Below are 22,120 nucleotides of genomic sequence, written 5' to 3'. Positions count from 1 at the left end.
TAGATGAATGAAGGCAATGAATCGGGTTGAGACAAATCACCAAAAGCAGTCGCCATAAGCGTACTACTTTTGGTTGACAACTAGGTTAAACAGCAATCTTTCTGCTTTGGGTTTAGTTGCTTTGTTTTAACTCAATATTAATACCCAGTGATTTGATTTCTTTGGTCAGTACGTTGAATGACTCAGGCATACCTGGATCCATGTACTGCTCACCATCGACGATGTTTTTGTACATACGGGTACGGCCTTCGACGTCATCTGATTTCACTGTCAGCATCTCTTGCAACGTGTAGGTTGCGCCGTACGCTTCTAGTGCCCATACTTCCATCTCACCGAATCTCTGACCACCGAACTGTGCTTTACCGCCTAGTGGCTGCTGGGTGACCAGTGAGTAAGAACCCGTTGAACGCGCGTGCATCTTGTCATCGACCAAGTGGTTAAGCTTGAGCATATACATGTAACCCACGGTCACTTTACGGTCAAACTTCTGACCGGTACGGCCATCATACAAGGTTTGCTGACCATCACGATCCATACCAGCAAGCTCTAGCAAGTCTTTGACTTGATACTCGTGAGCACCATCAAATACTGCTGTACCCATCGGCACGCCATCACGTAGATTGTCTGCTAATGCCAAGATATCATCATCAGACAAGCTGTCTAGATCGACTGACTCACCGCCAACTTGGTTATAAATCTTATCTAAAAACTCACGTAACTCTTTGATTGCCGCTTGCGCTTTTAGCATACCGTCAATCTTTTCACCCAAGCCCTTAGCCGCCATACCCAAATGCGTCTCAAGTACCTGACCGATGTTCATACGCGATGGTACACCTAGCGGGTTCAATACGATGTCAACGGTATTGCCATGCTCATCATATGGCATGTCTTCGACTGGCATGATGCGTGATACCACACCTTTGTTACCATGACGACCGGCCATTTTATCCCCTGGCTGGATACGACGTTTCACTGCCAGATAGACCTTGACGATTTTTTGGACGCCATGCTGCAAGTCATCACCAGCCGTTAATTTGCGTTTTTTCTCTGCAAATTTCACATCGATGTCTTTTTGCTTATCGACCAAGTAATCAGCGATCTGCGTGAGACGCTCAGAGATCTCTTCTTCGACTGGTTGGATATCAAGCAGCGTCTCAAGGCTCATCTCTTTCATGTCAGCCAACGCCATGACTGTACCGGCTTTTAGACCAGCACCGCCACTGACTTTTTGACCATCAAGCAAGGTACCAATACGGCCGCGCGCCGCTTCTTCAAAGATACGTAGCTCTTCTTTTAAATCTTTACGATAGCTATCAAGCTGCGACTTCTCGATTGCTTTGGCACGCGCGTCTTTTTCGACGCCATCACGGGTGAAGACTTGTACGTCGATGACCGTACCTTTGCTTGAGGTTGGCACCCGCAGTGAGGTGTCTTTTACATCCGCGGCTTTTTCACCAAAGATAGCCCGTAGCAATTTCTCTTCTGGCGTGAGCTGCGTCTCACCTTTTGGTGTGACTTTACCAACCAAGATGTCGCCTGCATCTACTTCAGCACCGATATAAACGATACCTGCCTCATCAAGGTTTGAGAGCGCCGCCTCACCCACGTTTGGAATATCAGCAGTGATTTCCTCTGTTCCAAGCTTGGTATCACGCGCCACACAAGTCAACTCTTGAATATGAATGGTGGTAAAGCGATCTTCTTTGACGACTTTTTCAGAAAGCAAAATCGAGTCTTCAAAGTTATAACCATTCCACGGCATAAAGGCGATACGAATGTTTTGACCAAGCGCCAATTCACCCAAATCGGTTGATGGACCATCAGCTAGGATATCCCCTGACGCGATTTCGTCGCCTTGGTTGACAATGATGCGCTGGTTGATACAAGTATTTTGGTTTGAGCGCGTGTATTTGATCAAGTTATAGATATCGATACCCGCTTCGCCTGCGACCATCTCCTCTTCGTTGACACGCACGACGATACGTGAGGCATCGACGTCTTCGATCACACCGCCACGCTTGGCGATCACACATACGCCAGAGTCACGCGCGACGTGACGCTCCATACCCGTACCCACTAACGGCTTATCCGCACGTAGCGTCGGAACCGCCTGACGCTGCATGTTTGAACCCATCAATGCACGGTTGGCATCATCATGCTCTAGGAATGGAATCAAACCTGCGGCGACCGATACTACCTGACTTGGTGACACATCCATATGCGTCACCTTTTCTGGTGGCATACGGACAAATTCACCATAGCTACGCACGCTGACCATCTCATCGCTCAGCTCACCATTTTCATTCACTGGCGAATCTGCTTGAGCAATGACCGTGCCAACTTCTTCGATGGCAGATAAGTATTCGATCTGGTCAGTTACTTTGCCATCAACCACACGGCGATAAGGCGTTTCTAAGAAACCAAAGCTGTTGGTTTTGGCAAAGGTCGCTAGTGAGTTAATCAGACCAATGTTTGGACCTTCAGGCGTCTCAATCGGACAGACACGGCCATAATGGGTGTCATGAACGTCACGTACTTCAAAGCCTGCACGCTCACGAGTCAGACCACCTGGGCCAAGCGCGGATACACGGCGCTTATGGGTGACTTCAGACAATGGGTTGTTTTGGTCCATAAACTGTGACAACTGACTTGAGCCAAAGAACTCTTTGACAGCAGCTGCTACTGGTTTTGAGTTGATCAAATCTTGTGGTGACAAGTTGTCTGATTCTGCTGAGCTTAAACGCTCTTTGACCGCACGCTCTACGCGCACAAGGCCAACGCGGAACTGGTTCTCTGCCATCTCGCCCACTGAACGAATACGGCGGTTACCTAAGTGATCGATATCGTCGACTTCACCGCGACCATTACGAATCTCAATCAGCTCTTTTAACACATTGATGATGTCATCATTGGTCAACACACTACGCGCACGCTGGATATCAGCGTCGTCAGTGTTCTCAAACTCAAGACCTAGGCGACGGTTAAACTTCATACGACCGACGTTTGACAAGTCATAACGATCGGCGTTAAAGAACATGCTCTCAAACAGCTTTTCAGCGGTCTCAACCGTTGGTGGCTCACCTGGGCGCATGACTTTGTAGATCTCAATCAATGCTTCTTCACGGCTAGAAGTGGTATCAGCACGTAGCGTATCGGCGATATAACTGCCTTGATCGATATCGTTGGTGAACAAAATGCTAAACTCTTTGAGTGCATCACTGGCTTCGAACGCACTGAGCTTGACCAACAATTCATGATCGATGAGCGTATTGGCATGAGCAATCACTTCACCATTGACCACGATATCTTCAGCCAAGATGCGCTCGTATAGATATTCATCAGGCACAGCAATTTTCGTCATACCTGCTTGCTCTAACTGACGGATACGGCGAGCATTGATACGTTTGCCCTGCTCGACGATGACATCACCATCAGGTGAGACGATATCGAACTGCGCCATCTCGCCGCGCAGACGATCAGCGACCAGATCAATCTCAAACTGCTCTTCACCCTTATAGACTTTTACTTTATCAAAGAACAAGTCTAAGATTTCAGAGGTCGTCAAACCAAGCGCACGTAAGATAATAGACGCAAGTAACTTACGACGACGGTCAATACGAGCAAAAACTAAGTCTTTGGCATCAAATTCAAAGTCAAGCCATGAGCCGCGATAAGGGATGATACGAGCGTTATAAAGCACCTTACCACTTGAGTGCGACTTACCTTTATCATGATCAAAGAACACACCAGGCGAGCGGTGCAACTGTGATACGATGACACGCTCAGTACCGTTGATAATAAAGGTACCGTTATCAGTCATCAGTGGCATCTCGCCCATATAGACGCTTTGCTCACGGATGTCTTTGATCGCCGCTTTACTGTCTTTGTCTTTGCTGTCTTTATCCTTGATAATCAAACGGATCTTGACACGCATCGGTGCTGCAAACGTTGAGCCACGCAAGATACACTCACGCTCATCAAACTCAGGCTCGCCTAAGTAATATTCAACGAATTGTAGCTCTGCATTACCAGAATGACTCTCAATCGGAAAAATAGATGAAAAGGCAGCTTGCAGACCAGTATTCTCACGAGCTTTCGGCTTTTTGTGCTCTTGCAAAAATTGCTCATAAGAATCTACTTGAATAGACAGTAAATAGGGAATGTCCATTACAGTGGGCAATTCAGCAAAACTTTTGCGAATACGCTTTTTTTCAGTATAAGAATATGCCATCGAGAGTCCTTACAGTAAACGTGGAAACAAATTAAAAGCGTGGCATGCGTGCATAAATACTATGCAAACATAGCAACGTAAACGTTAATATAAAACAGGTGTTCGTGTTCAGTTTATATCTTTTGTTAATGACTACTTTACTACCAGTGCCGGCTTAGCACCCTTATCAAGTTTTGTCATCAGCATATAGGTCTTTTACCTAGACCATCCAGCCAAAACCCCATCAGCTGTCACTCATCAAAACCAATATCGTCGCTGATATCTACCGTCTACGAGCCTACATACTGACAGTACAACCATGCAAAATGAATAACCTAAGATAAACAGCTTATTAGAACTAATAATATTGGGGATAACTATAACTTTTAGAATCAGTGTAAACTATAGCGTTAATGGAAAAGCATGCAGACACAAAAAAACGCCAAACATCTTAAGACGTTTAGCTCATATCACTGATTTTAAAAACTGGCATGTGTGCTTGCATGTATATCGTCTGTCCTTTTGATGGGTATCCACCGTGATGTTGCATACGTATGTTGGCAGACACAAAAGGTCAAGCTACAAATTATAGTAAAAAAAAGCTGGCAATGCAAGGCATTACCAGCTTTTTTTTCGTACAGCGTTAAACTTATTTTAGTTCAACAGTTGCACCAGCTTCTTCAAGTTTCTTTTTCAACTCTTCAGCTTCGGCTTTAGATGCGCCTTCTTTGATTGGTGCTGGAGCACTTTCAACCAAATCTTTTGCTTCTTTTAGGCCAAGACCAGTTGCTTCACGTACGGCTTTGATAACGCCAACTTTCTTGTCGCCGAAGCTAGCAAGAACAACGTCAAACTCGTCTTTTTCTTCAGCAGCTGGACCAGCAGCAGCGGCAGCAGGTGCAGCAGCAGCAACAGCAGCAGTTACGCCGAATTTTTCTTCCATATCGCTGATTAGCTCAACGATGTCCATTACTGACATTTCAGCGATTGCGTTTAACACATCTTCTTTAGATAGTGCCATGAGAACTCTCCGTTATCTGATAAAAATTAATTGATTTTAATATCGCTTTGGTTGTTTGCCAAATATGCAAATAGAGTTGGCAATACAGTACAACCAGCGATGTCAAAGTTACGTTAAAACAAGTAATTAAGCAGCTTCTTTTGCGTCTTTGATTGCCGCTACAGTGCGAACGAACTTGCCAGGAACAGCGTTCATAGTCTGGACAAGCTTGGTCACTGGTGCGTTCATAGTTGCCATCAAGATAGAGATTGCTTCGTCGCGAGTTGGTAGCTTCGATACGCGCTCTAGCTCTTCTGGACCATAAACTTCACCACCGACTGATACTATTTTGGTCTCTAACGCTTTGTTTTCTTTGCTAAAGTCGAAAACGACTCTGGCAGCAGAACCCAAGTCTTCCATAGAGAAAGCCAAAAGTAGTGGACCAGTCATACGGTCTGACATGCTCTCAAAATTAGTGCCTTCAAACGCACGTTTTGCTAGGGTGTTTTTCACCACTTTCAAAACGACGCCTTTTTCACGAGCTTGTTCGCGCAGCTTAGTAAGCTGTGCAACACCAATACCGTGATATTCGGCAGCTACTGCTGAGTAAGCATTAGCAGCAACTTCAGACACTTCAGCCACAACTTGTTGTTTTTGTTCTAGCGTTAATGCCATAAGTTGACTCCTTTAATCTTATCAATCCGCTCATCTTTTAGTTAAAAACGATCAGCTAAGATAGACTTGATACGACACGTTATTCATAACTTCTAAAAATAGAGTTTATTCATAACGACTGATTACGGCACCGTTATCAGACTGACATCGAGTGATAGCTTGGTATAAATACCGGTTTATCGGCTCTTATCAACAACTGGGTGGGTCACCGTCTGCGTAGGACAACTAAGATTTTCATCTGTCGTCGATTAACAAAAGCAGCTTACTGTCATCACTAGCTATCAAAAGACTACTTAATAATGACGTAAAACCGCTCTCTACCTACGGTCTTAGACAGCATAGCGTTTGCTACGCTGACCTAATTCTTTAAAACAATATGGACTCTTTATTCAAAATCGTTGAATATCGAGTAATTTTCATATAAAAAACTATTTAGCCACGCGATAAGGAACAGGATCGATAGTGATGCCTGGGCCCATGGTGCTAGACAAGGTGATTTTCTTAATGAATGTACCTTTAGACGTCGCAGGCTTAGCACGCTTTAGATCTGAGATCAATGCTTGAACGTTTTGGGTAACTTGTTCAGTCGTGAAACCAACTTGACCGATAGTGGTGTGAATGATACCCGCTTTGTCAACACGATACTGTGCTTGACCAGCTTTGGCATTGGCCACAGCTTCCGCAACGTTGGGCGTTACTGTACCCACTTTTGGGTTAGGCATTAGGCCACGTGGACCTAGGATAGTACCTAGTTGACCCACCACACGCATCGCATCTGGAGCTGCGATAACAACGTCAAAGTCCATGTTACCGGCTTTAATGTCTTCTGCTAGGTCTTCAAACCCTACAACGTCTGCACCAGCTTCTTTGGCGGCTTCAGCAGCAGCGCCTTGAGCGAATACGGCAACGCGTTTGGTTTTACCAGTACCCGCAGGCAAGTTGGTAGCACCGCGAACGACTTGGTCAGATTTACGTGGGTCAACGCCCAAGTTTACTGCAATGTCGATAGACTCTTTGAACTTCAAAGGTGGTAAATCGTTTAGGATTTGCACCGCTTCTTCAAGAGTGTATAGCTTTTCGTTTTCAACGCGATCAGCGATTAGCTTTTGACGCTTAGTAAGTTTACTCATTTACACACCCTCCACGGTAATACCCATTGAACGAGCGGTACCAGCGATGGTACGAACAGCAGCGTCAAGATCAGCAGCAGTCAAATCTGCGTCTTTAGTTTTCACGATTTCTTCTAGTTGTGCACGGTCAACTTTACCGACTTTTGCGGTGTTTGGCGTACCAGAACCTTTCGTGATACCAGCAGCTTTACGTAGTAAAAACGCAGCTGGTGGTGACTTCATGATAAAAGTAAAAGATTTATCGCTATAAACAGTGATCTCAGTTGGGATCGGCAGACCCGGCTCTTGAGATGAAGTCGCAGCGTTAAACTCTTTACAGAACGCCATGATGTTCACGCCTTTTTGACCCAAAGCTGGACCAATCGGTGGTGAAGGGTTTGCTTTACCTGCAGGCACTTGCAGTTTGATGTAACCATCAATCTTCTTAGCCATGATATTCTCCTAAATGGGTGATAGCGCCAAATCAACATGGTAGAAACCTTGTCGAAAAACAGCTCCCCGGTTAATGAACTTTATAGGTTTAGTCTAGTTTTTCAACTTTACTAAACTCAAGCTCGACCTGAGTAGGCCTATTAAATACGTTTACGGTCAGATGTAGTTTAGACTTTTCATAATCCACTTTTTCTACCAACCCTTTAAAGTCAGTAAATGGACCATCAATGACCAATAATTCTTCGCCTGGCTCAAAGAGCGTCTTAGGACGTGGGTCAGCTTCAGTCTGATTCAGACGGTTCAAAATACGATCCGCTTCTGCCTGCGTGATAGGTGCTGGCATCTCTGGCGTACCGCCAATAAACCCCATAATACGTGGACAGTCTTTGACGATGTGCCACGTGTTGTCATTCATTTCCATCTGGATCAATACATATCCTGGAAAGAATTTACGCTCACTCTTACGCTTTTTGCCGTCTTTCATTTCGACGACTTCTTCTGTCGGCACCAACACATCACCGAACGAATCAGCAAACTCACTGCGGTTGATACGATCAGTTAATGAACGCTGTACTTGCTTTTCATATCCTGAAAATGCTTGGACAATATACCAACGCATATCACGCTCCTGATCATTATAAATAAGTCGTTATCTGTCCATTTTGGTCTTGCCCACTAATACGTGTGACTAGCCAATAAAGATACCAACGAACCAATTAAAAAAGTTATCCAACAACCAAATAAAGAACCCAGCAATCGCAATCACGACAAGCACTTGCCATGTGTATTGAAAGGTTTCGTCTTTACTCGGCCAGGTCACTCGGCGTAGCTCAACCGCAGCGTCTTTTAGTAAAATTTTAAAAGCGCGACCCTGATGGGTTAAGGCCAAACACACCAAAGCAACCACAACTAAAGCAACAATGATGCCAATACGCACCCAGACATCGTTGGCTGGCTGCCAATAACCGGGTAAATACTGATTGACCAATGTTGCTGCAATTAATACTATTGCGGCTACAAGCCACAAAATCAAATCTTTGATTGAGCCTGTCTTAGCAACCTCGACCGCAGTGGTCTTATTGCCTGCTGAGACGTGCTTACCTTTAGTCAGCATCGAGCTCGCCGTCGCCTTGGCATCAGATAACTTATTCTCGAGGTTATCTTGATTATTGCTCATAAAGAACTCGCTTCGGAGATGGTGAGGTACAACAAAGATGTGATAAGAAGATGGCAGGCGATGTAGGACTCGAACCTACAACCCTCGGTTTTGGAGACCGATGCTCTACCAATTGAGCCAATCGCCTATGGGTGTAAAGGACAGCATTATACAATATTTAGCATAGAATGCAAGCCCTTAGCGGTAAAATTATCATTTTTTACCGAGCTTTGCTCTTAGTCATTTTGTGGCTACATCAGTCTTACTTAAGTAAATAAATAAGTAAAAATCGATGTCCCAACTGACTTATTAGAAGCAGCGTTAATATAGCAAGCTCTCATAAAAAACACAATAGACTAAAAACAAAAAAGAACGGTATTTTTACTTACTTCAGTTATTGATAGTTATAGCTTTAAAAAACATACTTTTATGAAGTACCACCTTCCCTACCCCTTTTTAATAAACCCCCATAAACCCTATAAGCGCCCAAAAAAAAGCCACCCTGTAAAGGATGGCTTTTCACTACTCAATACTCGGTGTCAGCTTACGCTGAGATCAGTATCGCTTAGTTTTTAACGTTAGCTACCACACCAGCACCTACAGTACGGCCACCTTCACGGATAGCGAAACGTAGGCCTTTGTCCATAGCGATTGGGTGGATAAGCTCTACGCTCATCTCAACGTTGTCACCAGGCATGACCATTTCTGTACCGTCTTGTAATTGGATTGCGCCAGTTACGTCAGTGGTACGGAAGTAGAACTGTGGACGATAGCCGTTTAGGAACGGAGTATGACGACCACCTTCTTCTTTTGATAGTACGTATACTTCGGCGTCGAAGTTGGTGTGCGGGGTGATTGAACCTGGCTTGGCTAGTACTTGGCCACGTTGTACGTCTTCACGCTTGGTACCACGGAGTAGTACGCCACAGTTTTCGCCTGCACGACCTTCGTCTAGCAACTTACGGAACATCTCAACACCAGTACAGGTGGTTTTTTGGGTGTCTTTGATACCGACGATTTCGATTTCGTCACCAACTTTTACGATACCTGATTCAACACGGCCAGTTACAACGGTACCACGACCTGAGATTGAGAATACGTCTTCGATTGGCATTAGGAATGCTTTGTCGATGTCACGCTCTGGCTCTGGGATGTAGGTGTCTAGGGTGTTTAGTAGTTCTACAACTGCTGGCTCGCCGTACTTGCCTTCGTCGCCTTTTAGGGCTTGGGTGGCACTACCTTTCATGATTGGGGTGTCGTCGCCTGGGAAGTCGTAGTCGTTTAGGAGTTCACGTACTTCCATTTCGACGAGCTCTAGTAATTCTTCGTCGTCCACTAGGTCACATTTGTTCATGAAGACGATGATGTATGGTACGCCTACCTGACGTGATAGTAGGATGTGCTCACGAGTCTGTGGCATTGGGCCGTCAGTTGCTGATACAACTAGGATGGCGCCGTCCATTTGTGCTGCACCGGTGATCATGTTTTTAACGTAGTCGGCGTGACCTGGGCAGTCAACGTGGGCGTAGTGACGGGTTTCGGTGTCATATTCTACGTGTGAGGTGTTGATGGTGATGCCACGTGCTTTTTCTTCAGGTGCGCTATCGATGGCTGCGTAGTCTTTGGCTTCGCCGCCTGAGGTTTTTGCTGCTACGGTTGCGATAGCGGCAGTTAGGGTTGTTTTACCGTGGTCAACGTGTCCGATGGTGCCGACGTTGACGTGTGGCTTGTTGCGTTCAAACTTGGCCTTTGCCATGGGTAATTCCTCTTTTTTTGGGGTCGGCGCTTAACTGATATAAATATTAAATTTCATATAGATAAAAGCTAAAGCAGTAGAGACCACATTAAAATAATTGTTAAAAGGTTGCACATACTAATGTGCAGATATTATAAGAAAATCACGGCCAATAACAAGTCTTTTAACAAGTTATTGGCGGATTCTTCTCTGACAATATAAAGATATGCTTTATATTGTCATTTTATTGAGCGTTATTTACTCGTCATCATCTTTAGAGTTGTACTTAGAGATGATAGATTCTGCAACTGATTTTGGAATCTCAGCATACTTCTGGAATTCCATTGAGTAAGTTGCACGGCCCTGTGACATTGAGCGCATTTGTGTGGCATAACCAAACATTTCCGCTAATGGTACTTCAGCACGAATTTGCTTGGTACCACCAGGCAAGTCTTCCATGCCCTGAACCATACCACGGCGGCGGTTTAGATCGCCCATGATATCGCCCATATAGTCTTCTGGCGTTTCAACTTCTACTTTCATCACAGGCTCTAGTAGCGTTGGGTTTGCTGCCATGAAGCCTTTGCGGAACGCGATTGAACCAGCCATTTTAAATGATAGCTCATCCGAGTCAACGTCATGGTAAGAACCATCGTACAAGGTCGCTTTTACGCCGACCACTGGGTAGCCTGCAAGTACGCCGTTTTTCATGCGCTCTTGAATACCTTTATCGACTGCACCATGATACTCTTTTGGTACCACACCGCCGACAACTTCTTCAGAGAACTCATATAATACTTCGCCCGCTGGATCAAGCGGCTCAAGACGTAGCCAAACGTGACCGAATTTACCACGACCACCAGTCTGACGTACAAACTTGCCTTCTTGTTCAACTGAGTTACGAATGGTCTCACGATAAGCAACCTGCGGCGCACCGATGTTTGCTTCTACGTTAAACTCACGCTTCATACGGTCAACCAAGATTTCAAGATGCAGCTCACCCATACCACTGATGATGGTCTGACCAGACTCTTCGTCTGTGCGAACGCGGAATGATGGATCTTCTTTGGCCAAACGACCTAGAGCAATTGACATTTTTTCTTGGTCAGCTTTGGTCTTTGGCTCAACTGCTAGAGAGATAACTGGATCTGGGAATTCCATACGCTCAAGCGTGATAACGTTTTGCTCGTCACATAACGTGTCACCCGTGGTTACGTCTTTCATACCTACCAATGCAGCGATATCACCAGTACGGATTTCTTCTAGCTCTTCTTGAGAGTCTGCCATCATCTGTACGATACGGCCAACACGCTCACGCTTCATTTTTACTGGGTTATAAACGCTAGCGCCTTGCTTAATCACACCTGAGTAAACACGAACGAAAGTTAGGTTACCAACGAACTTATCGTTCATGATCTTAAATGCTAAAGCAGAGAAAGGTGCTTCGTCTGACGCTTCACGGCTGCCTTCAGTTTCGTCTTTGTCATCGAGGATACCTTTAATAGCAGGTACGTCGATTGGTGCAGGTAGATACTGAATAACCGCATCTAGCATCTTTTGTACACCTTTGTTTTTAAAGGCAGTACCACAAAGAAGTGGAATGATTTCGTTGTCGATAGTCAACTGACGAAGTGCGCTGTGGATTTGCTCTTCAGTCAATTCACCATTTTCAAGATATTCATTCATCAACTCTTCTGAAGCTTCAGCAGCGTTTTCTACGAGATACTCACGGTATTCTTCTGCTTTGTCTTGTAGCTCAGCTGGAATCTCACGCTCTTCATACTTCATGCCTTGAGACGCTTCGTCCCAATAGATGGCTTTCATAGATACAAGATCCACAACGCCTTCAAAGTCGTCTTCTTTACCAATTGGGATAACCAATGGTACTGGCTTGCCGCCTAGACGCGTTTTGATTTGATCGATGACGCGATAAAAATCAGCACCAACGCGGTCCATTTTGTTTACAAATGCCAAACGTGGCACTTTGTATTTGTTTGCCTGACGCCATACGGTTTCAGACTGTGGCTGAACGCCGCCTACTGCACAGTAAACCATGCAAGCGCCATCAAGAACACGCATAGAACGCTCAACTTCGATAGTGAAGTCAACGTGGCCTGGGGTGTCAATGATGTTGATACGGTGTTCGTCAAACTGGTTCGCCATGCCTTTCCAGAAGCAAGTCGTTGCAGCCGAGGTAATAGTAATACCGCGCTCTTGTTCTTGCTCCATCCAGTCCATAGTGGCAGCGCCGTCATGGCTCTCGCCTAGCTTATGGTTTACACCAGTATAGAATAAAACACGCTCAGTAGTAGTCGTCTTACCAGCATCAATGTGCGCTGAAATACCGATATTGCGATAGCGCTTTAGGGGAGTTTTACGAGCCATAGTGTTTTCCTAGGGAAATTCGTGTATATAATAATGTGTTGTGTCTCTGCCTAATACTCTATGACAAAGCGGTGAGCTTCGTGATATTACTTACTGATTATTGGGCCTAATACGGACAACAAAAGAGCAAATACTAAGAATATTGCAGCATAAAATTTGGGACATTTCCTGTTAAGCAAACTTTTTAACAACAGTGTTACTGTGCAAAGTTACTGTGCAAAAAACATCTTGAGAGATGTCCGCCATCGCAGCTAAAAACCATTAAACCTTCAGTTTTTTTAGCTGCAGCAATGATGGCGGCAATCCATAGAACGGAAAAATACAGAATCAATTGGCATCAGCCATCAATTCATCACGCTTATCAAAAGCCACTAATGATTAGTAGCCTCATCTTTAGTAGCTTAGAAGCGGTAATGAGAGAATGCTTTGTTGGCATCTGCCATACGGTGAACTTCGTCACGCTTTTTCATGGCATTGCCTTTACCGTCAGCAGCGTCGTTTAACTCGCCTGCCAAACGTAGAGACATTGATTTTTCAGAACGCTTAGCAGCAGCTTCGGCTAACCAACGCATTGCCAAGGCAGTACGACGGGAGGGGCGTACTTCCATTGGTACTTGATAGGTAGCACCACCCACACGGCGAGCTTTTACTTCGACCATTGGGCGTACGTTTTCTAAGACTTCTTCAAAGAAAGCTACTGGATCTTCGATATTACGTTTTGCACTAACTGTCTCAAGTGCACCATAAACGATACGCTCAGCAGTAGATTTTTTACCATGACTCATTACATGGTTGATGAATTTTGCAACAGTTTGGCTACCAAACTTAGGATCCGGTAGGATCTCACGGGCAGCAACGACGCGACGTCTTGGCATAATAAATTTCCTTGTCTTCAGGAGTGTCCAACATTCACAACATCATACTTGTCATCATAGAGCATAGTGATGAGTTGTCAGTTAGCCTTACTGCATGGTGGTATGTTTAAGGGTAAGTTACATCTTATCAATCTAACTACCGTCGACACCGAACCCATGCACAGTTATTGGGTAGTACTAAAAGCTAAGCAAATAACGTTTAGTTATTAAACTTTAGGCTTCTTAGCACCGTATTTAGAGCGACCTTGCTTACGGTCTTTAACGCCTGCGCAGTCAAGTGCACCGCGAACGGTGTGATAACGTACACCTGGTAGATCTTTAACACGACCACCACGGATAAGAACAACACTGTGCTCTTGTAGGTTATGGCCTTCACCGCCGATGTAGCTTGATACTTCATAGCCTGAAGTCAAACGTACACGACATACTTTACGCATGGCAGAGTTTGGTTTTTTTGGCGTGGTAGTATATACGCGAGTACATACACCGCGGCGCTGTGGGCACGCTTCCAACGCAGGAACTTTTGACTTTTCCTTGATGGACTTGCGGCCTTTACGAATCAATTGGTTAGTTGTTGCCATAAGGCATCCTTCTCCCGTTTGGTATAAAACAAAAAAATGGGGAAACACGCCAACTATCTGACATAAATGCCAGATTTTGACGCACCCATTTTTAGGACAGTGTATTATAAAGAGTTGTTGCTGCTATTTCAACCACTTATGAATGGTTGCACTTTACAACCTGTGGTAGATATGCATGCAGCTGCTTACTATAACACTTTATCTATTTTTCGCTAACTATCATGCAGTGAAAACCGCCAAAGTGTTGGCTATACGCCTATCATAAAATAGTTGTATGCACACCAGTAAATAAGCAAAAATAAACAAAGCAAGCAAACAAAACTTGGTATGAAATAAATGGCGACATCGGCGCGTTTTTCAAGTGCGTGCGAAGCCGTCTGCGCTAGGCTTAGACTTCGCTTAGACCCATCTAGACCCCAAGGCTAACCTGTCACCTTTCTAATGCGTCCTCTAATTATCGCTGCTGCGCTTACTTGTCAGCGGACGATTGCTCTGCAGACTTTTTATCAGCCTTTGCCTTGTCGCTATTTTTTGCGTTTTTATCTGCTGTGTCTTTATGCTCTTTGCTTTCAGTATCTTTATTTTCAGCGTCCTTCTTCGCTGACTCTTGTGCTGTGTCTTTATTTTTTGCGTCTGTTTGCTCAGCCTGCTCATCTGTTTTTTGCGCATTATCGCCGGCTTTATCGATCTCAACTTCGCTACTGCTGTCATCGGTGATAGCGCGGTTTGCCAATTTGGCTTCTGGGGCAAAGGTTGCTTGCGCCACACCGATGACCTCATCGATCAGCTGGCTGTTGTAACGCATACCGATAACGACAGCGGTGGCGGGTAGTAAGCGACGCACCCATGACAGATTAATCTGGTCTAAATCAATACCTACTTGACTGGCGACGCGGTCTACTTGCTCGGCATAAAAATTGACGTTTTTATTTTTTAAGCCGAGGTTTTTTAGCTCATTATGCAAGCCGTTGTTTTGTGCATTGTCTAGCAGCCCTTTACCAATGCCTATGCCCGCCAGCAGCGCTTGTTTTTCTTGCATTTTACTCAAGTCGGCATTGGCAAGCAGCTCATAAGCCATCTTGATGCCTTGCGTGCCGGTCAGCGGTTTGTTGTATACAGCCGCCAGCTGATAAACGGTACGTAGAGAAACCAAAAGCAACCATAAAGTGTCGGCGAGCAGTCCTGGCAATCCTGCTAAGCCTGTCAGACCGCCCATGGTCGCAAGTGCGCGGTTTTGATTGGCGATATCTGTCGCTAAGGCATAACGCTGCTCGTCATCTAAACTCTCGATATTGGCAAAGCGATGCTCATGAGGCAAATCAATCTGACTCCAGTTAAAGGCGAGCTTGGCCACTTGAGCAAATGCGCCATCAAGGGTCGATTGAAACAAGCTATTGGGCACCACTTTTTTGGCGTATTTGCCATAAGTAGCAAAACGTGGACCAAGCAGCTGCTGAGTGGCCTTTAACGTCTGCTCACGAAACAGGTCTTGCTGATAGTCGTCGTCCCCTAAATTTACGGCTTTGTATTGACGCGGCTTGCTGGTTTTGGCATTCATGCCATCAATCACAGCGCCCATACGCTCTAAATTATTGCGGGTAAATGCGCCGATACTGCTGACGCCCTTCGAGAGAGTGCTACGCTTTGCCATCTGGTTGTCCTTAATATGATGAATGGTTATTGTATTATTTAACAATCAATTTGTTTAACAATCAACGCCTATCAGCTTTATGCTGAGTTTGGTGTTTTTTAGTTTTGTTATTGCTAGCCGTTTTGTCATTACCATTTGTCATGCGCCAAGCTTGTGATACATGATAACTCGTCATACATGATAAATAGTATTTGAAGATGTGTCATCTTAGTCAATTGTCTGTCTGCCTGTCAGTGCCAACAATGTTATTGCCGTCACCAGTTTTGTATCTAAAAGTATAAAGCATAACGTGTTTATGGCTTTTTTTATTCTTTATACTGACAGATAAGCATGTGCTGTTGGCCGCTCTTGGTTATAGCTGTAGCGCTATTTGGTGCTTGGGGCAGTTTTGTGGTTATTTTGCACTTGTACAAAGATTTTGGGGCACTGATACGGTATCATATGCGCTGGCCTCAAGTGCTATACTCTCAAGCTTATCGTATCACTTACTTACTATTATTATCAGCACCATTATCTAGAGCCTGCTCATCTCAAAGATGAGGTTTAATAAAAACCCGCTCTAGACGACCTATAAGTAAAATATAGGGACAGCAATTACTAAAAATTATTACTCAGAAGGAATAGAATATGCGCCGCGTTGTTATCACTGGAGCAGGGATTGTCTCTTGTATCGGACATGATTTGGCCACTGTCACTGCTGCACTCAAACAAGGACAGTCAGGTATTACCTTTAACGAGTCTTATGCTGAGCATGACTTTAAATCTCAGGTCAGCGGCAGTATTGATCAGTCGACGCTAGATACCAGTGGCATCGACCGTAAACTAAAACGTTTTTTTAGTGACGCCAGCCTTTATGCTTATGTCAGTGCGTTGAGCGCCATCGAGCATGCAGGCTTGTCACTTGAGACCATCAACAACAACCCGCGAGTTGGGGTGGTGGCAAGCTCGGGCGGTGCATCGACAGAAAACATCGTCAGTGCCATCGATGCGATGCGCGCCAAAGGTCTGCGCGGCGTCGGCGCAATGGCAGTACCAAAAACCATGGGCAGCTCGGTATCAGCCGCACTGGCCACAGGACTAAAAATCCAAGGGGTGTCTTACTCTCTTAGCTCAGCTTGTGCCACCTCGACACATTGTATCGGCCATGCCGCCGAGCTGATTCAACTTGGCAAAGCCGATGTGGTACTCGCTGGTGGTAGTGAGGCTGAGCACTGGACCCAGTCTTGTATGTTTGATGCCATGGGCGCGGTCAGTACTCAATATAATGACACACCAACCCTTGCCTCTAGAGCTTATGACAAAGACCGTGACGGTTTTGTCATCGCGGCAGGTGGCGCGATGGTGGTGGTCGAAAGCCTCGAACATGCCGAGGCACGTGGCGCCAATATCTTAGCAGAAATCGTCGGCTATGGTGCCAGCTCTGACGGCGCGGAGATGGTGGCCCCTAGCGGCGAAGGTGCAGTACGCTGTATGCAACAAGCCTTGGCAGACGCAGGGCTAGAGAGCGTCGACTATATCAACACCCACGGCACCAGTACGCCACTGGGCGATATCACCGAGCTCAAAGCCATCGCGCAGGTGTTTGATGGTGATATCAGCAAAGTACCTGCGATCAGCTCTACCAAGTCGATGACTGGTCATAGTCTCGGCGCTGTCGGCGCGCAAGAGCTGATTTATTGCCTGCTCATGCTACAAGAAGGCTTTATCGCCCCAAGCATTAATGTCAAAGAGCTAGACCCTGCTGCTAAAGGCTTTGATATCGTCACTGACAAGCGTGACGCATCACTTGAGACCATCATGAGCAACAGCTTTGGCTTTGGCGGTACCAATGCCACACTAATCATCAAAAAGTTTGACGCCTAAATAATGTCTGTAAACACTCATTCTACCAGTCACAAACACCCTACCCCATCGCCAGCTACTCACCCTAGCTGGCGTTTTGGTGCGCTGGGTGCAGCTGAGCTGTTGCCAAAGCTGCAGCGCCACTTACTCAAGCAAGATGCTCAGGCCAACTGGCAACTGGTTTGGCTAAACAATGCTGGACGACCAGTGATTGGCTTGCTGCCCAAAATGGCTTGGTCTGTCTATGCGACCACGCCCGAACCCAGACAGCCTGCCGCTTATACCATCGTTGGCCGCCGCCGTGGAGACAAGCACGCGGCCACTTACCGCACCATGAGCTATGAAGCTTGGCAAGAAGTGCTCATTGCCTATGGTCAAACCCATCAGACCGACACAAATAGCCAATCAGATCCTAGCGCGCCACCGCACTATCACCACGGGCTGATAGGGTTTATCGGCTATGACATCGCAGCTCACGAGCTGAGCCCAGCGGACGCTATCGAGCTGGCAGCGCAGCCCTGTGCGGTATTGGGGCATTACGACATATATCTGACGCCCTGCGATAGCGGTCATGGCTGGGTGCTGCGTACCGTAGGGCTATATACAGTAGCAGATGAGACGGACCCAACGCTTGACTCGCTGATATCCTGCTTAGACTCACTAGAACAACAGCTATCTAAAGCAACTACTAGCGTTGCAAAAACGCCTGCGCCATTATCCCTACAGCCGCGCTGGCACCAACATGACTATCAAGCCGCTTTTGATAAAACCCAATACTACCTAGAGCAAGGCGACTGCTATCAGATCAACCTAACCCAAGAATGGACAGGACAGCTGGCGAGCGAGAGTACATCCACTCAGGCCACAAGTCTGATCGATTATTTGCCAGCGCTCCATCAAAACACCCAAGCGCCCTTTGCTGGGTACTTACAAACCCAGCCGCTTGATGACGATAGGTTTGATACTAGCGACAATAGCCTCGATGCTCGTGACTCTCATCGCGTTAACGCTCAATTTGAGCTATTAAGCTGCTCGCCTGAGCTATTTTTTACCTTTACCAAAGAACCTAATAGCGGCACACATCATATCATCACCAAACCCATCAAAGGCACCATGCCACGCAGCACCAACCCCACACAAGATAATGCCTATAAGCAGCAGCTGATCGATAGTGAAAAGGATCGCGCCGAAAACGTCATGATCGTCGACTTATTGCGTAACGACTTGGGCAAGTATGCCAAAATCGGTAGCGTCAAAGTACCCAAGCTGTTTGCTATCGAGAGCTTTAGCAATGTCCATCATATGGTCAGCACCATTCGCGCCGAGCTAAAAGACGACGCCCATCCGCTTACGGTGTTGTTTGGCAGCTTACCCGCAGGCTCTATCACCGGCACGCCCAAAAAACGCGCTGTCGAAATCATCTCTGAGTTGGAGCAAGCACCGCGCGGCGCATACTGCGGTACCATGGGCTATATGAATTTTGATGGTAGTGGACAGTGGAATGTACTGATACGCACGTTACAAGCGCGCCATGCGCCGCAGCAAGACACGCAGGTCAATTTATGGGCGGGCGGCGGTATCACGGTGGCCTCTGACTGCGATGCTGAATACCAAGAGTGTCTGGATAAAGTGGGCAATCTATTGGACGTGCTGGCGCAAAAACCCTGACATAAAAAAAGCCTGCGCAGTATGATACTGACAGGCGTTATGATACTGACATGAGTTGACGCTACCTACTCAGCAGCGCTATCTATCGTGTTGCTATCTGCATGCAATACCGTCAGCGCCGCTATCAATCTTTGGTGCTGCTCGGCGGTACCGACCGTGATACGCAGATACTCACTGATACGCGGCTTGTCAAAGTGACGCACGATGATGCCTTGCTCACGTAGGGCAGCGGCGACCTCGCTGGCATTGCCCTCTTTAGGACGTGCAAACACAAAGTTGGTATGCGAAGGCAGCACTTGATAGCCCAATGACTGTAGGCTCGCTGTCAGTGACTCACGTAAATCGATCACTTGCTGACGCGTTTGCTCAAAATACTCTACATCTAACACACTCGCCGTCGCCCCAGCTTGTGCCAATTTATCGAGCGGATAGCTGTTAAAGCTGTTTTTCATGCGTGTTAAGGCTTCGATTAATGAGGCATTACCAAAGGCCATCCCAACGCGCAAACCTGCCAGTGAACGCGATTTGGAAAACGTTTGGGTGACCAAAACATTATCGCACTCGTTGATAAGACTCACAGCTGAAACCTCTGTCTCCAAACTGCCCTCTTCTACTTGCGCAAAGTCGATATATGCCTCATCAATCACAATCACCGAGTTTGAGTGCTCACTTGCCAGCTTACGAATATCCGCAAGCGATAACAGCAGTCCTGTCGGCGCATTGGGGTTGGCGATAATGATGCCACTACAAGGCTGACGATAAGCATCCGGATCGATACTAAAGTCGTCTTCTAGCGCAATTTGCACCAGCTCTATACCAAAAGTATGGGCATACACAGGATAAAAACTATAGCCAATGTCAGGCGAGAGCACAGGGCGCTCTTTTAAGAAAAAACTGGCAAATACCAGCGCCAGCACTTCATCTGAACCATTGCCGACAAACACTTGATTAATATCAAGGTCATATAGCTGAGCCAAAGCGGCGCGCAGCTCATCAGACTCAGGTGCTGGATATAAGCGCAAATCATCCGCCTGCTGCGCTAAGACCTGAGCGATGGCCTCACCGACTTTAGGTGAGGGTGGAAACGGGTTTTCGTTGGTGTTTAATTTACATAAATTGTCGTGTTGCGGCTGCTCACCTGGTACATAAGGTGACAAGTTACGTGCTTTGGATGACCAAAGTCTGGTATCTATCTTTAACTCATTCATAAGTTATCCTACTATTAGCCACAAAGACTATCAAAGTTTACAGACCTAATATTTAAAAAACTAACGCTTGCTCGTTGGCGTAAAAACATACGCCACTCATTGACACGCCGATTATTGATAACGATAACGAGCTGAGCGCGCGTGGGCTTCTAAGTCCTCACGCTGCGCTAAAATAGCTGCCGTTTCGGCCAAGGGCTTACTGCCCGCTTCGCTACAATAAATGATAGAGGATTTTTTTTGAAAATCATAAACACCAAGCGGTGAAGAAAAACGCGCTGTCCCCGATGTCGGCAGCACATGGTTGGGGCCTGCACAGTAATCACCGATGGCCTCAGGGGTGTGACGTCCCATAAAAATCGCCCCAGCATGACGAATATCAGCGAGCAAGGCATCAGGCTCATCGACCGACAGCTCTAAATGCTCAGGCGCCACGCGGTTGATCACTGCCATGCCCTCCGCACGGTCTTTGACCAAAATCAGCGCGCCGCGGTTTTGTAATGAGTCGCGCGCGATATCCGCTTTTGGTAGCTCGCTTAAGGCTTTTTCGATTTCAGCCGCCACCGCGTCGAGCTGCTCGCGACTGGTCGTCACAAAGATGGCTTGGGCGATACGATCATGCTCTGCTTGTGACAACAAATCCATCGCCAACCAGTCTGCGCGATCTTGCGCCTGCCCTTCTGCGTACACCAGCACCTCAGAGGGGCCAGCAATCATATCGATGCCCACTTGACCAAATACCGCACGCTTGGCCGCAGCGACGTATTTATTACCAGGGCCGGTGATTTTGTCCACGGCTGGTATCGTCTCGGTACCATATGCCAACGCAGCAACCGCTTGGGCGCCGCCGATGGTAAAGACTCGGTCTACTTGTGACAAGTGTGCCGCGGCCAGCACCAGTGGATTGAGCACCCCATTAGGCGCTGGCACGACCATGATGACATCACTCACGCCAGCGACTTTGGCTGGGATGGCATTCATCAGAACCGATGAGGGATACGAGGCCAGACCACCTGGCACATAGATGCCGACGCGATCCAGCGGGGTGATTTTTTGCCCCAAACGGTTACCCAGCGCATCTTCATACTGCCAGCTGTCTTGGACTTGGCGCTCATGGAAGCTCTGTACGCGCGCAGCAGCCGTGCTTAGCGCGGTTTTTACCGTATCGTCTAATTGCTCAAAGGCCTCAGCAAGTGCCTCCTTAGATAGCTCTAGCTCTTGCATGGTAGTCGCTGGATGCTGGTCAAACTGCTGAGTCAATGCCAGTACCACGCTATCACCCTGATGACGCACTTGCGCGATGATATCATCAACGGTCGTTAACAAATCGGCGTCATTGACTGTCTCAAAAGCAAGCAGCTCGGTCAACTGGCTATCAAAATCGGCATCTTGGGTACTTAACTGGCGCATGAGCTAATCCTATATCTGAGCATGTATACTACGGAACATTAACGAGTAAAAACAAGCGAGTCTGATACTGTGATACGTATCTGTGGCTAGGGTCTGGTTTAGATTATACTGGGCTTTTATATTTTGACAAACCCATACAACAAAACCAGTTTAGCACGCTATGCC

General features: G+C 46.5%; 16 protein-coding genes and 1 tRNA gene. 2 read left to right on the top strand and 15 right to left on the bottom strand.

Features of this window, described 5'->3' with window-relative positions; translation table 11 throughout:
• Positions 1-112: 112 nt before the first annotated feature.
• The 13 genes from rpoB to AADH33_RS01580 all read right to left on the bottom strand — a co-directional run bounded on the left by rpoB (position 113) and on the right by AADH33_RS01580 (position 15,830).
• The gene (gene rpoB, locus AADH33_RS01640; protein ID WP_348549348.1) at positions 113-4,231 is read right to left on the bottom strand and encodes a DNA-directed RNA polymerase subunit beta; all 4,119 of its coding nucleotides are present in this window, start codon (positions 4,229-4,231) and stop codon (positions 113-115) included.
• Positions 4,232-4,859: 628 nt separating this feature from the next.
• Positions 4,860-5,231, bottom strand: coding sequence for a 50S ribosomal protein L7/L12 (rplL, locus tag AADH33_RS01635; RefSeq protein ID WP_075100326.1), 372 nt, complete (start codon positions 5,229-5,231; stop codon positions 4,860-4,862).
• A gap of 126 nt (positions 5,232-5,357) precedes the next feature.
• Positions 5,358-5,885: a 50S ribosomal protein L10 gene (rplJ, locus tag AADH33_RS01630; protein ID WP_075100325.1), complete on the bottom strand. Its 528-nt coding sequence runs from the start codon at positions 5,883-5,885 to the stop codon at positions 5,358-5,360.
• A 428-nt stretch (positions 5,886-6,313) separates the two neighbouring features.
• Entirely contained in the window at positions 6,314-7,015 is a 702-nt protein-coding gene (rplA, locus tag AADH33_RS01625) for a 50S ribosomal protein L1 (protein ID WP_075100324.1), read from the bottom strand.
• Positions 7,016-7,447 (bottom strand): 50S ribosomal protein L11, encoded by a 432-nt coding sequence (rplK, locus tag AADH33_RS01620; RefSeq protein ID WP_075100323.1) that lies wholly within the window; start codon positions 7,445-7,447, stop codon positions 7,016-7,018.
• Between the two features lie 88 nt (positions 7,448-7,535).
• Positions 7,536-8,066 (bottom strand): transcription termination/antitermination protein NusG, encoded by a 531-nt coding sequence (gene nusG, locus AADH33_RS01615; protein WP_075100322.1) that lies wholly within the window; start codon positions 8,064-8,066, stop codon positions 7,536-7,538.
• Positions 8,067-8,135: 69 nt separating this feature from the next.
• The gene (gene secE / locus AADH33_RS01610) at positions 8,136-8,624 is read right to left on the bottom strand and encodes a preprotein translocase subunit SecE (protein ID WP_348549347.1); all 489 of its coding nucleotides are present in this window, start codon (positions 8,622-8,624) and stop codon (positions 8,136-8,138) included.
• A 51-nt stretch (positions 8,625-8,675) separates the two neighbouring features.
• Positions 8,676-8,751, bottom strand: a tRNA-Trp gene (locus AADH33_RS01605).
• A gap of 417 nt (positions 8,752-9,168) precedes the next feature.
• Positions 9,169-10,359: an elongation factor Tu gene (gene tuf / locus AADH33_RS01600; protein WP_348549346.1), complete on the bottom strand. Its 1,191-nt coding sequence runs from the start codon at positions 10,357-10,359 to the stop codon at positions 9,169-9,171.
• Between the two features lie 237 nt (positions 10,360-10,596).
• Positions 10,597-12,723: an elongation factor G gene (gene fusA, locus AADH33_RS01595; protein ID WP_075102602.1), complete on the bottom strand. Its 2,127-nt coding sequence runs from the start codon at positions 12,721-12,723 to the stop codon at positions 10,597-10,599.
• Positions 12,724-13,124: 401 nt separating this feature from the next.
• Complete coding sequence (gene rpsG, locus AADH33_RS01590) at positions 13,125-13,598, bottom strand: 30S ribosomal protein S7 (RefSeq protein ID WP_075102601.1); 474 nt, start codon at positions 13,596-13,598, stop codon at positions 13,125-13,127.
• 206 nt (positions 13,599-13,804) lie between these two features.
• The gene (rpsL, locus tag AADH33_RS01585) at positions 13,805-14,179 is read right to left on the bottom strand and encodes a 30S ribosomal protein S12 (protein WP_075102600.1); all 375 of its coding nucleotides are present in this window, start codon (positions 14,177-14,179) and stop codon (positions 13,805-13,807) included.
• Between the two features lie 469 nt (positions 14,180-14,648).
• Positions 14,649-15,830, bottom strand: a complete 1,182-nt coding sequence (locus AADH33_RS01580) for an EcsC family protein (protein WP_348549345.1) — start codon at positions 15,828-15,830, stop codon at positions 14,649-14,651.
• Between the two features lie 627 nt (positions 15,831-16,457).
• Here AADH33_RS01580 and AADH33_RS01575 point away from each other — a divergent pair.
• The gene (locus AADH33_RS01575) at positions 16,458-17,693 is read left to right on the top strand and encodes a beta-ketoacyl synthase N-terminal-like domain-containing protein (RefSeq protein ID WP_348549344.1); all 1,236 of its coding nucleotides are present in this window, start codon (positions 16,458-16,460) and stop codon (positions 17,691-17,693) included.
• Between the two features lie 3 nt (positions 17,694-17,696).
• On the top strand, positions 17,697-19,340 hold the full coding sequence (locus AADH33_RS01570) for an anthranilate synthase component I family protein (RefSeq protein ID WP_348549343.1): 1,644 nt from the start codon (positions 17,697-17,699) through the stop codon (positions 19,338-19,340).
• Positions 19,341-19,405: 65 nt separating this feature from the next.
• Here the strand turns inward: AADH33_RS01570 and hisC are convergent, their stop codons facing one another.
• Together hisC and hisD are read right to left on the bottom strand one after the other, a co-directional pair.
• A complete protein-coding gene (gene hisC, locus AADH33_RS01565; RefSeq protein ID WP_348549342.1) occupies positions 19,406-20,548 on the bottom strand; it encodes a histidinol-phosphate transaminase in 1,143 nt (380 codons plus the stop codon).
• A 111-nt stretch (positions 20,549-20,659) separates the two neighbouring features.
• Positions 20,660-21,955, bottom strand: coding sequence for a histidinol dehydrogenase (gene hisD / locus AADH33_RS01560; protein WP_348549341.1), 1,296 nt, complete (start codon positions 21,953-21,955; stop codon positions 20,660-20,662).
• Positions 21,956-22,120 lie beyond the last annotated feature (165 nt).

The organism is Psychrobacter sp. KFRI-CH2-11, assembly GCF_038239325.1.
Lineage (GTDB): Bacteria > Pseudomonadota > Gammaproteobacteria > Pseudomonadales > Moraxellaceae > Psychrobacter > Psychrobacter celer.
This window is presented reverse-complemented; position numbering and strand designations above follow the sequence as displayed.

Coding starts and splice junctions, on each gene's coding strand:
- rpoB (WP_348549348.1), bottom strand. CDS start 4,231: ATGGCATATTCTTATACTGAAAAAAAGCGTATTCGCAAAAGTTTTGCT.
- rplL (WP_075100326.1), bottom strand. CDS start 5,231: ATGGCACTATCTAAAGAAGATGTGTTAAACGCAATCGCTGAAATGTCA.
- rplJ (WP_075100325.1), bottom strand. CDS start 5,885: ATGGCATTAACGCTAGAACAAAAACAACAAGTTGTGGCTGAAGTGTCT.
- rplA (WP_075100324.1), bottom strand. CDS start 7,015: ATGAGTAAACTTACTAAGCGTCAAAAGCTAATCGCTGATCGCGTTGAA.
- rplK (WP_075100323.1), bottom strand. CDS start 7,447: ATGGCTAAGAAGATTGATGGTTACATCAAACTGCAAGTGCCTGCAGGT.
- nusG (WP_075100322.1), bottom strand. CDS start 8,066: ATGCGTTGGTATATTGTCCAAGCATTTTCAGGATATGAAAAGCAAGTA.
- secE (WP_348549347.1), bottom strand. CDS start 8,624: ATGAGCAATAATCAAGATAACCTCGAGAATAAGTTATCTGATGCCAAG.
- tuf (WP_348549346.1), bottom strand. CDS start 10,359: ATGGCAAAGGCCAAGTTTGAACGCAACAAGCCACACGTCAACGTCGGC.
- fusA (WP_075102602.1), bottom strand. CDS start 12,723: ATGGCTCGTAAAACTCCCCTAAAGCGCTATCGCAATATCGGTATTTCA.
- rpsG (WP_075102601.1), bottom strand. CDS start 13,598: ATGCCAAGACGTCGCGTCGTTGCTGCCCGTGAGATCCTACCGGATCCT.
- rpsL (WP_075102600.1), bottom strand. CDS start 14,179: ATGGCAACAACTAACCAATTGATTCGTAAAGGCCGCAAGTCCATCAAG.
- AADH33_RS01580 (WP_348549345.1), bottom strand. CDS start 15,830: ATGGCAAAGCGTAGCACTCTCTCGAAGGGCGTCAGCAGTATCGGCGCA.
- AADH33_RS01575 (WP_348549344.1), top strand. CDS start 16,458: ATGCGCCGCGTTGTTATCACTGGAGCAGGGATTGTCTCTTGTATCGGA.
- AADH33_RS01570 (WP_348549343.1), top strand. CDS start 17,697: ATGTCTGTAAACACTCATTCTACCAGTCACAAACACCCTACCCCATCG.
- hisC (WP_348549342.1), bottom strand. CDS start 20,548: ATGAATGAGTTAAAGATAGATACCAGACTTTGGTCATCCAAAGCACGT.
- hisD (WP_348549341.1), bottom strand. CDS start 21,955: ATGCGCCAGTTAAGTACCCAAGATGCCGATTTTGATAGCCAGTTGACC.